At 38.0% G+C, this 15411-nt stretch carries 8 protein-coding genes and 1 CRISPR repeat array; of the genes, 2 read left to right on the forward strand and 6 right to left on the reverse strand.

The genetic code is table 11. The annotated features are described in order from the left end of the window. Positions 1-15 precede the first annotated feature (15 nt). From ACG9ZL_RS05560 to ACG9ZL_RS05570, 3 genes are read right to left on the reverse strand one after another with little or no spacing between them, the layout of a single operon-like run. Positions 16-3111 (reverse strand): efflux RND transporter permease subunit, encoded by a 3096-nt coding sequence (locus ACG9ZL_RS05560; protein ID WP_419359344.1) that lies wholly within the window; start codon positions 3109-3111, stop codon positions 16-18. Next, complete coding sequence (locus tag ACG9ZL_RS05565; protein ID WP_419359346.1) at positions 3108-6221, reverse strand: multidrug efflux RND transporter permease subunit; 3114 nt, start codon at positions 6219-6221, stop codon at positions 3108-3110. Before ACG9ZL_RS05565 ends, ACG9ZL_RS05560 begins: the two co-directional genes overlap by 4 nt. Positions 6222-6224: 3 nt before the next feature. Further along, the gene (locus ACG9ZL_RS05570) at positions 6225-7433 is read right to left on the reverse strand and encodes an efflux RND transporter periplasmic adaptor subunit (protein ID WP_419359348.1); all 1209 of its coding nucleotides are present in this window, start codon (positions 7431-7433) and stop codon (positions 6225-6227) included. A gap of 257 nt (positions 7434-7690) precedes the next feature. Here ACG9ZL_RS05570 and ACG9ZL_RS05575 point away from each other — a divergent pair, with 257 nt between their 5' ends. Beyond that, positions 7691-8209, forward strand: coding sequence for an RNA polymerase sigma factor (locus ACG9ZL_RS05575; protein ID WP_419359350.1), 519 nt, complete (start codon positions 7691-7693; stop codon positions 8207-8209). A gap of 278 nt (positions 8210-8487) precedes the next feature. Then, positions 8488-10725 carry a TonB-dependent siderophore receptor gene (locus ACG9ZL_RS05580; protein WP_419359352.1) on the forward strand — a complete coding sequence of 746 codons (2238 nt, stop codon included), beginning with the start codon at positions 8488-8490 and terminating at the stop codon, positions 10723-10725. A 182-nt stretch (positions 10726-10907) separates the two neighbouring features. Continuing rightward, positions 10908-11655: direct repeats of the CRISPR family, unit length 28 nt; unit sequence TTTCTAAGCTGCCTATATGGCAGTGAAC. Between the two features lie 240 nt (positions 11656-11895). Here ACG9ZL_RS05580 and ACG9ZL_RS05585 read toward each other — a convergent pair. The 3 genes from ACG9ZL_RS05585 to ACG9ZL_RS05595 form a co-directional block, all read right to left on the reverse strand. After that, positions 11896-13953 (reverse strand): TonB-dependent receptor domain-containing protein, encoded by a 2058-nt coding sequence (locus tag ACG9ZL_RS05585; RefSeq protein WP_419359354.1) that lies wholly within the window; start codon positions 13951-13953, stop codon positions 11896-11898. Between the two features lie 510 nt (positions 13954-14463). After that, complete coding sequence (locus tag ACG9ZL_RS05590) at positions 14464-14643, reverse strand: ribbon-helix-helix protein (RefSeq protein ID WP_336953158.1); 180 nt, start codon at positions 14641-14643, stop codon at positions 14464-14466. 261 nt (positions 14644-14904) lie between these two features. Then, positions 14905-15261: a roadblock/LC7 domain-containing protein gene (locus tag ACG9ZL_RS05595; RefSeq protein ID WP_336953159.1), complete on the reverse strand. Its 357-nt coding sequence runs from the start codon at positions 15259-15261 to the stop codon at positions 14905-14907. Between the last annotated feature and the right edge of the window lie 150 nt (positions 15262-15411).

Below are 15411 nucleotides of genomic sequence, written 5' to 3' on the forward strand. Positions count from 1 at the left end.
ATTTTCCTATTTACCTCAATGAAGTGCATATTTATTTTTCAATCTCAAACAAGATTCAGCACATTTTTCCAACACCAAATACAAGACAGGCGTTGTATACAACGTCAATAATTGACCCAAGGCTAAACCACCCACAATGACAACACCCAAAGGCTGACGTAGCTCTGCCCCTTCTCCCCAGCTAAGTGCCAGTGGAATTGCACCCAGCAACGCTGCGGTATTGGTCATCAGAATTGGACGAAAACGGAGAGCTGCGGCAGACAAAATAGCCTGATATGCAGACTTGCCTGCTCTTCTTTCTAATAAAGTAAAATCAATTAAAAGAATGGCATTTTTTACAACAATTCCGATCAATAAAAACATGCCCAAAAGTGCAATTAAGGTGAATTGGAAATTAAATAACCATAAGGTCAACAAAGCCCCCAAAGCCACTGCGGGTACTGTCGATAAAATCGTCAATGGATGAACCAGACTTTCATAGGTAACCCCAAGAACGATATAAATAAGTAAGATCACCACACAGACAAGTAACGGCGTCGATAAACCAGCCTGCAAACTTTCTGCCTCGACATCTTTATCTGTCATGATAAAAATTTCATGGGGTAACATCACTTCGGGTAAAACACTACGAATAGCCGCATCCGCTTGTTCATAGCTATAGCCTTGTTTAACCACATAACCAATCCCCATTGCGGCATATTGGTTGCGTCGATAAACCCGATCATTGGTAATACCATAAGACCATGTGGCAAAATTACTGAGTGGTACAGCAATCCCTTGTTGGTTTGGAATGCGTACATTTGCCAGCGCTTCAGGATGTTCAGTAAAGTGTTTATCGACTTCCATCACCACATAAAACTGTTGGGTTTGATCATAAATAGTCGAAATTTGGCGCTGCGAAAATGAGTTATTGAGTACACTTGAAATATTTTCTATGTCCACACCCAAACGACGTGCTGCTTCACGGTCAATGTCTAAAGTCACATGCTGAGCCCCTTCATCACCCATGGTTTCAACTTCTTCTAACTCTGGAAGCTTCTGCATTGCCTGAGCAACTTTAGGCGTCCACTGACGTAATAACGCAACATCATCAGATTGCAGTAACAACAAATAATCTTGCCCACTTCCACTTGAAAATGGATCATCCAATTCTAGTTCCTGTTTGACTTGTGCAGAAAAAATCGCACCTGCCAGCCATGGGGCATTTTTTTTAATTCTATCTACAATTTCATGTGAAGATTTGCCATCTCGCTCTGCTTTGGGTTTTAAACTCACCATTAAAAAAGAATTGGTGATTCCGCCAGCACCACCAGACGTACCAATCACATCTTTGACTGCGGGATCCTTTAATACACTTTCACTAAAGGTGGCGATTTTGGGTTGCATAATTTGAAAGGAGAAGCCATCATCCCCTCGAATAAAAGCTTCAACCCGTCCGGTATCTTGCTCAGGTAATACCCGTTTGGGTAATGTTTGATAGACATATACAGAAGCAGCAATTGCACCGCCCCATAGCAAAATGACCAAATAACCGTGTTTGATCATCCATTTCAGTGAATGCAAATAGAGCTGACTCAAACCCTGCATCAAGCGATGGCTATAGCGATACAAAACCTGATGTTGATAACGCTCTAATGGTTTTAAACAGCGTGCAGATAAGCTTGGCGTAAGGACTAGGGAGACAAATACAGATAAAATAATAATAAAAATCAGTGTTAAAGAAAACTCTCTAAACAATCGTTCGATTACACCTCCCATAAATAGCACGGAAATAAAGATCACCACCAAAGCCAAATTCATTGCCAGCAAGGTCAGACCGACTTCTCGAATACCATTTAAGGCAGCCTGTATAGGCTGTTCACCCTGTTCTATATGACGTTCAATATTTTCTAAAACCACAATTGCATCATCAACCACGAGCCCAATCGCAACAATCACCGCCATAATCGACAAGTTATTCAATGAAAATCCAGCGAGATAAACCAGGCTGCATGCGCCAATCAAAGTCACCAGTAAAGCAATACTTGGAACAAGAGCACTTTGCAGACGACCTAACATCAGTGCGACCACAATAATCACCAAAAGCATGGAAAATAATAAAGTATCCCTTGCCTCATTTAAGCCCGCCCGAATAATTTCCGATCCATCCATCACTGTGGTCAGTTGTGAATCTGCTGGAATTAATCTGCTTAACTCTGGTAGTTTTTCTTTGATCTTTTCAATTGTGGCAACGGTATTTGCATTGGGTTGACGGCTGATTTTAATAATAACCGCTGGTTTGCCATTGTGAAAACCACTTACATAACGGTTTTCGACCGAATCCTGTACCTCAGCCACATCTTTTAAACGGACAACTGTCTGACCATTTTGATGTATGATCAAATTGGCAAAATCATCCGCTTTTTTTAAACGACTTGGAAGCTCAACTTGCCAACGTAACTGTTCAGTTTCAATTACCCCTAAGGCTTGTACTGTATTACTTTTTACAATCGCTTCACGAACTTGCTCCAAAGACACCCCTTGTGAAATCAAGGCATTTGGATTGAGTTGAATTCGCACAGCTGGCATAGATGCCCCGTCAATGACAACTTCCCCAACCCCATTAATTTGCGCAAGATTTGGCTGCAGCTGATTACTGGCAATTTCATAGAGTTTGCCCGCAGAAAGATGTTCTGAACTCAGTGCCAAATAAAAAATTGGACTCTGGCTTGGATTGATCTTGAAATATTCAGGAGGGCTTGGCATTCCAGAAGGCAGCTGTGACATCGCAGCATTGATTGCAGCTTGGACCTCTCTGGCGGCTTCATTGATGTCAGTCTTTAAATCAAAATGCAAAACCACTTGGGTTGCGCTTTGATTACTTGAAGAATTAATCGCTTTTACCCCTGAAACGCCCATCATGGCGCGCTCTAATGGCGTCGCCACGGTGGCAGACATACTTTCAGGACTTGCACCAGGTAAACTTGCTCGCACCACAATCGTTGGAATATCTGCCTGTGGTAAAGCGGCTACAGGTAAGCGAAAATAGGCCAATATACCCAATAATACAATTGCGATTCCCAGTAAAATACTGGCAACTGGTCGGTGAATAAAGGTCGAGAGAAAAGTCAAAACTCTCTCCTTGTCGTATCATGATCTGTGGGTAAATCATCTACAGATAAATCTGAATTGGTATGTTGCAATGAATATTGCAGACGATCAAAAAATAAATAAACCACTGGTGTAGTAAATAACGTGAGGACTTGACTTAAAATCAAACCACCCACCATGACGATCCCAAGAGGCTGACGTAATTCAGCCCCTGAACCCGACGCAAGCATCAATGGAATTGCCCCAACCAGTGCCGCAAGTGTGGTCATTAAAATTGGGCGAAAACGCATCAGTGCGGCTTGATAAATCGCTTGCTGTGGTGACAATCCGTCATTACGTTGTGCAGCCAAAGCAAAATCCACCATCATGATGCCATTTTTCTTGACCAGACCAATCAATAAAATGATCCCAATCAAGGCAATCATGTCCAGTGGTCGATTGACCATAAACAATGCCAACAAAGCACCAATTGCAGCAGATGGCAAGGTAGAAAGAATGGTTATCGGGTGAATAAAACTTTCGTACAGAATGCCCAACACAATGTACATGGTCACTATTGCTGCAATCACCAACCAGAACGTATGTTGTTGCGAGTTCTCATAAGCAGCAGCTGCACCTTGCAGTTTGACTTTGACTTCTGTTGGTAGATTTAGACGCTGTTGTACACGATCAATCGCTTTGATCGCATCCCCGAGCGCGACCCCTGATGCAAGATTAAAAGATACCCCATTGGCTGGAAATTGTGATTGCTGTTGCAGAATAATAGGCACGCGTTTTTGCACAATATTGGCAACAGAACTGAGTAATATCGGCTCTCCACTTTTATTATGAATATAGGTTTGCCCTAAAGCATCTATACCTTGAGTGAATGTTGGGTCCAGTTCTAAAACAATACGATATTGATTAGATTGCGTGTATAAAGTTGCAATCTGGCGCTGCGCAAATAAATTTTGTAAAGCTAAACTGATATCTTCAATGTTTAAACCCAAACGTGCTGCGGCATCTCGATTGACATCAATAAATGCTTGTAAGCCTTGTCCACCCTCTTCACTGGTGACTTGTGCAAATTCAGGTTGTAGTCGTAAAGCATCAACAAATATAGGAGTCCATTCGGCTAAATCTGTCGTTTTAGCAGCGCTTATACTCAGTTGATATTGAGTACGACTAATTTTATCTTCAATACTCAGCTCTTGTACTGGTTGCATCCAGCCTTGAATCCCTTCAACTTGAGCGAACTGTCCTCTAAGTCGTGCCATAATTTGATCTACAGGATCTCTTTCAGCATGCGGCTTTAGATTAATTAAAATACGTCCATTACTTAGTTTTGGATTATTGGCATCTATACCAATAAATGAAGACAAACTTTCCACAGCAGGATCTTTTAAGATCTGCCCCGCGAGTGTTTGTTGACGCTCACTCATGGCTTGGAATGAAATATCATCAGGCGCTTCAGTCACCACCTGTATGACACCACTGTCCTGTACAGGGAAAAAGCCTTTGGGAATCATCCAATACAGCAGACCCGCTAAAATGACGGTACTCAACATCACCGCAAGAGTCAGTACTTGATGCCGAAAAACCCACTGTAAAGCTTTACCGTATTGCTGGATAATTCGGTCTAGACTCCAGCGACTGTGAGAAGTTGAATGTTTGGCATTTTTTAATAAATATGCGCACATCATTGGCGTCAATGTAAGCGACACCACCAATGAAATTGCGATTGCTGCTGCTAAAGTGACAGCAAATTCATGGAACAGTCGCCCAACTACATCCCCCATAAACAGTAATGGGATTAATACTGCAATCAGTGAAATCGACAGCGAAATTAAGGTAAAGCCGATTTCTTTAGATCCTTTAAGTGCGGCTTGTAATAAGCTTTCTCCTGCCTCACGATGTCGTGCAATATTTTCCAACATCACAATTGCATCATCGACTACAAAGCCTGTCGCAATGGTGAGTGCCATTAAAGTCAGGTTATTAACAGAGAATCCTAAAAAATACATGACGACAAAAGTACCAATAATCGACAGTGGTACGGCAATACTAGGAATAATCGTAGCGGATAAATTTCTTAAAAATAAAAAAGTCACCATCACCACCAAGCACACGGCAAAAACCAATTCTTTTTGCACATCATCAATGGAGCTACGAATACTCTCAGTTCGATCGGTTAACACTCGAATTTTGACATTTTCAGGCAGATTTTTTTGTAGCTCAGGCAATATTTGCTTAATCTGATCTGCAACTTGAATCACATTGGCATTCGGTTGGCGCTGTACATTGACCAAGATTGCAGCTTGACTGTCTGCCCAAGCCGCCATATAGCGATCTTCGCTCCCTTCTATGACTTTTGCCACATCTCTAAGACGTATCGGTGCGCCATTGTTCCAACGTAAAATTAGATTTTCATAATCTGCAATCGAGCGAATCTGATCATTGGCATCCAACATGGTGGTGCGATATGGTCCATCAAAGCTGCCTTTGGGTTGATTTGCATTGGCAGAATTAATTGCAGAACGCACATCCTCAGCACTCATTTTATAGGCAGCAAGTGCCGTAGCATTCATTTGCACGCGTATTGCTGGACGTTGCCCCCCCGCAAGACTGACCATCCCGACACCTGAAAGCTGAGAAAGCTTTTGTGCAACTCGGGTATCCACCATGTCGTAGACTGTTGTTAAAGGTAAAGTTTCTGAGCTGATCGCAAGGGTAATCACAGGAACATCAGCAGGATTTACTTTACGGTAAATCGGTGGTGCTGGTAGATCATTGGGTAATTTACTGCTGGCGGTACTGAGTGCTGACTGTACTTCTTGTTCAACGACACCAAGTTCTGCGCTCAGTTCAAACTGCAAGGTAATAACGGATGCCCCCACTGAACTACTGGAAGACATTTGCTTTAAACCAGCAATTTTGCCCATTTCTCGTTCGAGTGGTGCGGTGATTGTGCGTTGTACTGTATCGGGATTGGCGCCAGGTTGAAAAGTATAGACTTGAATAATTGGATAATCGACCTGTGGCAAAGCAGAGACAGGCAACAACCGCCAAACCAAGAAGCCACTCAACAGCAGTGCTAACATCAATAATGTGGTTGCGACTGGACGTAAAATAAAGAACCGTGAAATATTCATGATTTATCCAGCAGTTGGCTTGGCCGTAGAAATTGGCTGTTGATTCTCTACAACAATTTGAACTTCTTTGCCTTCCGAAAGACGATCAATTCCTTCAAGTACTACTTTTTCGCTCCCCTTTAATCCGTCTAAAACTTCAATTTGACCATTCGATGTCATCCCCAGTTTTAACATGCGAATTTCGGCTTTATTTTGCGGATTGATGATATAAACATAGCTGCCTTTTGCACCATGTTGTACAGCATCACTCGGGATACTGATTGCATTTTGAATGGTTTGAGTATTTAAACGCACATTGACAAACTGATTTGGAAATAAAGCATCATCATGATTAGCAAAAATTGCTTTTATTTTTAAAGTCCCAGTACTGATATCAATCTGATTATCTATTGCTTGTACATGCCCCAGCGCAAGTTGTTTTTGCTCTGTTTTATCCCAAGCAGTTACCAACACTTTATCGCCATTTTTTAATGATTGACGCAGATTTGCTAAATAGTTTTCTGCCACTGAAAATTGCACAAAAATTGGATGAACTTGAGTAATACTGACTAAACCAGCACTTTCATTGGCTTGAATAAGGTTACCAGCATCTTTCTGTCTAAATCCAACCCGCCCATCAATAGGTGAATAAATTTTAGTATAAGACAGCTGTAGTTTTGCGGCATCCACTTGCGCCTTGTTCGCTTGTATCTGTCCTTGGAGTTGATTGACCAGAGCGAGTTGTTGTTCTACTTGTTGTTTCGCAATTGAATCTTGTTTAAACAATAATTGATAACGCTTCAACTCTGTTTCAGCATTTTGCAATTGTGCTAAGTTCTGTTGTCGTGTTCCTTCAGCCTGTGCAAGCACGACTTGGAATGGTGCGGGATCAATTTGTGCAAGGAGCTGACCCTTTTTTACGGTTTGCCCTTCTTTAAAATAAATCTGCTGTAAAACCCCAGAAACCTGACTTTGTACATTCACAATATGTGTAGGAATGACTGTACCAATTGCTTTAATTTCAACCTGTAAATCTTGTCGTTGTACTGGCACAGTTCGCACGGGTACAGGTTTACTCCATTGGCTATATTCCTCTGCGGGTTTGGATGAGGTTTTTTTCCAATAGAAGCCTGCTAGTCCGAAAATAATCAGCAGCATAAATCCAATTAAATATTTAAATTTGCGGCCAATAAAACTTTTTTTGGGGTTTACATTTACAGATGGCTTACTCATAAGAACTCTTATTCATACAGTCGTAGAACGATCAAAATTTACAATTACGAACCAAATAAAGTGAAATCTCATATTTATTTATTATTCATCTCATTAATAATTAAGATGAAAGTAGGTTCAAAATAGTTCATTTATTCATGTTGCATTTTGTAAGTTTTATTATTGCATTTAATAATCATTATCACTATCATTATTTTCAACACATTCCCCTCCTTAGCAAAACTTTGTGTTGTTCGCTTCTTAAACAGGCAAATCTAATGAATTTGAACGTACAAAAGCAACAGTGGTTTGATCATATTTATCAAGACCATCAAAATACTTTACTTCTGTGGTTCAAACATAAACTTCACAACCATCACCACTCCGAAGATCTAAGTCAGGAAGTTTTTTATCGTGCATTAAAAAGTAACTACAGTTTTGAAAATATTAAAGAACCCAAAGCATGGTTATTGGGGATTGCCAAACACGTGATTATTGATCATTGGCGCCATCAGCAAATCGAGCGCTTATATTTAGATGCATTAATACATACACCTCAGGATAGTCACCCATCTGTAGAACATGAAATATGTATTCAGGAAAGTTTATACCAAGTTCATCAAACGCTAGAAAAGCTCCCCGACCGGGTTGCACAGGTTTTTTTATTATCACAGATGGAAGATATGACTTACCGATCTATCGGCGAAAAACTTAATATTTCTGAAGCCACCGTTAAACGAGATATTAAACAAGCTTTTCACGCCTGCTCTAGTATCTATAACACAACATTTAATTAATCATCATTTTTACGTATAAAACAATTTAGTAAATGAAAATTAAATCTATAAATTCAATAAAGTATATTGCAATACTTACCCCAAACTTTTGAAATCCCTCTATTGATAAAACAAAGAGTTAAAAAATATTTGCTCTTTTAATACTCTCTATCTTATTCACTCCTGTTATCTACTGTTGTTGCAACTAAATACATATCCAGTATTTAAATAATAAAAAAATGAGCTTTTTTTAAGACAAAAACGACTAAGTACATGAATATTACTCATACGAGAATCTAATGAAGGAACATCAAACTAAAGATGCTTTAGCGATTGCAATTCGTACAGCACTCTGGGGCGGATCTATTTTTTTAGTAAATGGATCTGTATTCTCAGCAGCGAGTACATCTGATGGTCAAGAACAAAATTCTACTCAGCTCCCTACCATCACTGTATCGGTCAATAATACAAATAGCCTGACAACCGAAGACACAGGTTTATATACCGCAAAAGCCACCACAGCATCAACAGGCTTAGCACTCAGCCTAAAAGAAACACCTCAATTGGTCAGTGTAATCACACGCCAGCAAATGGAGGATCAAAACTTAACACAATTAACAGATGTCGTAACGCAAGCTGCTGGATTAACAATCAATCAAGGTGGAAATATTGGCTCAGATAACTCACCAATTTATGCACGAGGTCAAACTGTAGACAACTATTTATTAGATGGTGTGAAATTACTGAATTCATATTCCAGCATTTTTCAAAGTCAAGATACTGCACTTTTTGACAGAATTGAGATTGTTCGGGGTGCTAATGGTTTGATGACTGGTGCTGGTTCAGCCAGTGCTAGTATTAATATGGTTCGAAAAAAACCATTACAAGACTTTAAAGCTTCTATAAGCTCTAGTGCTGGATCGTGGGATACCTATAGAACAGATATCGATGTTTCATCACCACTGAATCAGTCTGGGAATATCCGTGGTCGTGCCGTACTAGCTTATCAAGATGGCGACTCTTATATAGATCGTTATGCGGAAGAACGTAAAGTTGCATATGGCGTACTTGAAGCTGATTTAACAGATCGAACCAAAGCAAGTCTTGGAATTAGCTATCAAAAAATTGATATTTCAGGCATTGCTCGTGGAGGTTTACCTTCATATTATACGGATGGTTCACTGATTGAATGGTCACGCTCTGATTCAGCAGCTGCAGGTTGGACGTATTCAGACCGATCAACGACTGGTTATTTTGCAGATATTGAACATAAATTTAACGATAACTGGAAAATCAAAGGGACGTTATCTCGAACTGAGACGTCGTCTGACGAAGTGGTCGGTTATGCATATAATAGTTCAGGAATAGATAAACAAACTGGAAAAGGTGCTTTAATTTATGCGACACGCTGGGATTATGAACCAACACAAAACTTATTTAATTTAACGCTGAATGGTTCTTTTAATCTATTCAATCAAACCCATGAAGTTGTTTTAGGTACAACCTATACCAAAAGTGAAAATCAACGTCCTACCTACTCGGGTTGGAATAATGGAATGTCTTGGAATGGAAAATTAGACAATATTTTCACTTGGGATGGTCATACACCAAGTCGACCTGAAACGATAATTGACGGCTGGTATAGTGGAAATGATAGTAGTCGTTCTATATTTGGTGCAGTTCGTTTAAAGCCATCAGACAAGGCAGCGATTATTTTAGGTACGCGCGTTGAAGACTGGAAACGTGTTGCTGTAAATCATGATAATGCTAAAAATACAACAGATATCAAAACTCATAAAGAGACTGGTGAAGTCATCCCGTATGTAGGGCTTAGCTATGATTTAACTGACAATTGGACAACATATGCCAGTTATACCAATATTTTTTCTCCTCAGGATAAAAAGACAGTTAAGGGAGATTATTTAGACCCACTTGTCGGCAACAGTACAGAAGTAGGCATTAAAGGTGAATTTTTCGATAATCAATTGAATATAGGTGCTGCTGTTTATCAAACTAAAGAAGATAATTTTGCAGTCGCTGTCCCTGAACAAGCAGATAACTCTCACATAGCTCCTGATGGATCTCAAGCATATACAGCAGAATCGGGAACAAAGAGCCGCGGTCTTGAAGTAGAAGCCACAGGAAAACTCAATGAGTTATGGCAAGTTTCAGGAAGTTTTACTCGAAATTTGTCGAAAAACAGTCAAGGTAATAGTATAAACACCAACATTCCAAATAATACTGCTAAATTATTTACCACCTATACTCTGCCTTACTTTGATAAGGCTCTGACAATAGGTGGCGGTCTACGTTGGCAAAGTGATATTTATTCAGATATAACCCTCCCTGTAAAGACTCGTTTTACCCAGAACAGTTACACTTTAGTTGATTTAATGGCACGTTATAAAATCAATGAAAATTTATTGCTGAATCTGAATATCAACAACCTGTTTAATGAAAAATATCATTTAGCGACAACCAATAGCTATTATGGTGCACCGACTAATTTTAGAGTGGGCTTAAAATACGAGTGGTAATACTAAAACCTATTTATAATTGGCTAAATATTGATTTAAATTAAAATAAATTAATAGGTTTAATCAGAGAAAGTTATCGCTAAGGTGGCTTTCTCTACTGATAAAATTATTACTGCTTAAAATATACAAAATAAAATTCTCAATTAACTAGCAGTCAACATCATCTATTGCTCATCTATTGATTTTTAATCTACCTATATGGCAGTGAACACAAGAGTATCAGTTTAATGAGAATCGTAAATTTTCTAAGCTGCCTATATGGCAATGAACCAATGGCAATCAAATGAAGGCATGACCTTGATTTTCTAAGCTGCCTATATGGCAGTGAACCATCGGTTGGAGGTGTGACATTGTCAGGGTATTTTCTAAGCTGCCTATATGGCAGTGAACGTTCAAGTAATTCACCCTTTTCTCGCTTGTCATTTCTAAGCTGCCTATATGGCAGTGAACGAAATTTATTTGCCAATCGAGCAATCGACTATTTTCTAAGCTGCCTATATGGCAGTGAACTTAGGTAGTACTGCTATTGTATCTGGTGCATTTTTCTAAGCTGCCTATATGGCAGTGAACCTCTGATTACAAGCTTCCTTATGATTTCAAACTTTCTAAGCTGCCTATATGGCAGTGAACGAGTTCATCTTGGTGATCGTATGTATCAAGAATTTCTAAGCTGCCTATATGGCAGTGAACAAGATATTACGGTTTTGATAAGTCTCATTTGTTTTCTAAGCTGCCTATATGGCAGTGAACTTTCGAAATTGATTTCTACAAGTTTGATAAATTTTCTAAGCTGCCTATATGGCAGTGAACCCACGCTCGTAAAAGCGACAGTATTTACCACTTTTCTAAGCTGCCTATATGGCAGTGAACACTCAACTTCAGCACGACACCATGGACTTAAATTTCTAAGCTGCCTATATGGCAGTGAACAATAATTTTAAATCAAAAAACACTCTGATAACAGCAAGTTAATTATAAAAATCATAAAATACCAAAGTTTTTTACAATATATATAACCACTTGATTTTATTAAACTATAAGAGTGTAAAAAAATATTAGGGTAAATTTTTGATATGAATAAAAAACATAGCAAAAAAACCATCCGCAGATGGTTTTTTAACACATGATCTATTATTGAAGTGAAGTCTGTCTTCACTTCAATATAATTGATTAAAATTTAAAGGTTGCACCTACAAATACTTTTTGACGTTCAACGAAGTATGCATCTCTACCATTTGACAACTTTTTATCAAGTAAATTAGTAAAACCGCCACGTACAATAAGCTTATCATTGACTTGATAATTACTTGCTAGATTTACGATCGTATGTGGTTTTTGCATCGTAGGGGTAGCGCCTTTATCGGTCAAATATTGTTTACCCAAATATTGTGCGGACAACTCTAAATTGAGTGGATCGGTTGGCTGCCAATTTAATGCGGAATTCACTGTTAATTTTGAAGTAGTCAGTAAAGTTGCACCAGTATCTTCATTTTTTGCTTTTAAGAAATAGGTAGCATTATTATTCCATTTTAGATTATCTAAAACTGGGAAATTTACAACCATTTCGATACCACGTGTTACCGCTTTTTGAATATTTTCATTACGGGTAAACCAAATACCACCTTCGTGACCTAATGGTGAATAAGCGATTTTATTTTTAAAATCTGTTTGGAAAAGTGTCAAACCTAAGTCCGCACCAGAACCAGTATAATTCACACCAATTTCATAGTTTGTGCTTTCTTCAGGTTTTAAGTTGGGATTACCTGTCATATAGCAACCACCGCCTGTATAGGTATCTGGTTTTTGCTTACTGTCATACCAAGTTTTACCTTTTAAACCATTACAGCCATTCCCGCCAGACTGAGTAGCTCCACCAGGAGATGATTCTTTCACTGTTGGTGCTCTAAAGCCTTTTGCGACCCCACCTTTAATTACCAGATCATCTGTTAGACTATAAACTAAATAACCTCGTGGACTATGATGTGCACCGTATTTATCATCATGATCTAAACGATTCCCTACGGTTAATGTCAAATTATCCAACAATGAAATATTGTCTTCAAAAAATAATGCCCAATTCTTATTATTCACTGTAGGATCGGTATAACTTTTCCCATCCCAACTCCCTCCTGGTAGAGTGCCAATCGTGTCAGTATTGGTTAATTCTTGTTTTTTCCATTGACCGCCAACAGTTAAGACTTGCTTAAACATTGCCTCAAATGGCATGGTTAAACTACCTTCAACAATCATTTCATTTGATTTAGTTTTAGAACCAAGCACACTTGAATCATAGTCATTGTAATATGCACTTAATTTAGATTTACCAATTGCCCACTCGCCATCATGCGATATGCTATATGAGTTATGTTCTAATTTATTTGCGCCCCAACTGGTCTCCTGCTCAGCACCTGTTGTGGCGTTAATTTGAGAACCCTTTTCATTCTTTTGAATACTATGCCCCGCTTCAAAACTGAGTGAGTGTTTATCTGTTGGCTGATAATGCAACATCGCATTGTAGTTTTGATCTTGAGAACCTGTGGTCCCATTTCCTGCTTTATATTTTTTATCTGCCTCTCGCTCAGTCATCCCTGCTGTCAAGCGCAGACCTAAGGTATCCGTTAATGGGCCAGCAGCCATGATGCCTGTTTGTAAAGATGTACCTAAATCAGAAGAGGTCGTTGGCTGAGTATAATTTAACGTAACATTACCACCCCAAACACTAGGAATTTTCTTGGTAATAATATTAATTACTCCCCCCATTGCATCTGAACCATACAAAGAAGACATTGGACCGCGGACAACTTCAATTCTTTCAATCATATCAGGAGTAATCCAATTTAAATCCTGTCGACCTAAATCTGGACGATAATTTGTATCTCTTGAAGACCCGATGCGTTTGCCATCAACTAAAATCAGCGTGTAATTATCTGGTAAACCACGTAATTTAATCTTAGAACCTTCGCCTGAGGGACTAATTCCACCCGTTACCCCCGGGACTTTACTTAATAATTCTCCAAGACTCCCCACTGGTTGTTTTTCGATATCTTCGCTTGTAATAACACTAATACTTGCTGGTGCTTCTTTAACATCTACAGCTTGACTACTCGCAGTCACCACAATTGTTTTTAATTTTGTCGCATCTTCAGAAGTATCTTTTGCATATGCGGAAATTGACATTGCGGTGAGTATTGAAATTGACAGTGTCTGGAATCTTAATTGTTTATTCATGTTAATACGCAACTTAAATACGGAGGAATTGTGAAAGAATTGTTGCGTATTGTATTTGAGCAAAACTTCAAATGCAATTACTAATAATAATAATTATCATTTATATATTTTTAACTTGAGGTAAATTTATGCAAATACTCTTAATCTAAAATACATGAAAAGTATTTTTTTAAAGACCAAATTCAAGAAGTAGTTTTGTAAAATTGAATTCAAAAATTTCTTTTTAAATGTCCTTTTTATAGCTTTCTTTTTCTACAAAAAAGAAAGCTTACAAGCCATAAAATGCTTGTAAGCTCTCTTTTACTTATTTGCTGAATATCATCAAGCTCAAATTGGTCAGATTTAAAGAATCAAATACATTAAAAATTTATAAATATCAGAATCTTCAATAATTAGTGCAACGTTTTTGATCAATTTTACTCAATTTCTTCTAATTCAATATTAATAAGACACACTTTTCCCCAAAAAAGCATAGTCCTATTTATTGATAAAATAGATAAACTAAAATTCTTACTTTTTGGGTAAATTAGGTTTCGTTGCGTAATCTACACCATGCTTTTCTAAATACTCACGAATTAGTTGGCGAACCACTTGTGAAGGCTTTAGATCTTGACGATTGCACAATTCTTCAAAAGCTTCCTTTTTGTTCGGGTCTATCAAAATAGTTAATCTTGCTGTTTTATTTTCCATATCCCCAATCTCTTAATTTATTTAGAAATAGAATTCTAATAACATTTATGAGATTTTCAATGATATTTTTTTATTTTATAGTATTCATATTTATAACTTTACATTCATAGACTTAAGTCGACTATTTCACTCAAGTTTCAACGTCTTTAGATAACCTATATTCGGGCTGTATTTATATGTTAAATATATTTTCTAATTTCTTAGTATTGATGACTTAAAATGGCTATTACATCGTATCAAATATAATAGCCAATCAATGTTTTAAGAAAAATCTAACTCTTTTTCAAAAATACGAAGCTCATGTCTTGCCATCGCTAAGTTCGATTTTTGGCGATCTAATACCAGATATAAAAATAAATCGCTATTCTTTTCAAGTGGTCGTAATAAATGGTATTGCTTCCCAAGTGTGATCAAAACATCATCAATCGTATCTTGCAAATTTAATGCTTTTGCTGTTTTAATTTTTGCTCTCAAAACTTCCGTATTTCCCGCAGCAGCAAGTTCTAAATCGATCCCCGTTCCTTGAGCGGCAAGTGATAATCCACTGGTATAGTCTACAAGTGCTGCTGCTGTGAATCCATCAATTTCCGCTAATGGATTTAAGTCAATTTTAGCCATTATTTTTAACCCCTTTATTTAATATAAGATGATTTATATAGATTTATAACGCTCTATAACAACATAAAAATATCATAAAATGATAATAAAATATTATATTATTATAATAATATGTAATTTTTTTACTGTTTTTCAGCACCTTGACATACA

It is taken from the genome of Acinetobacter legionensis (assembly GCF_048551735.1).
Lineage (GTDB): Bacteria > Pseudomonadota > Gammaproteobacteria > Pseudomonadales > Moraxellaceae > Acinetobacter.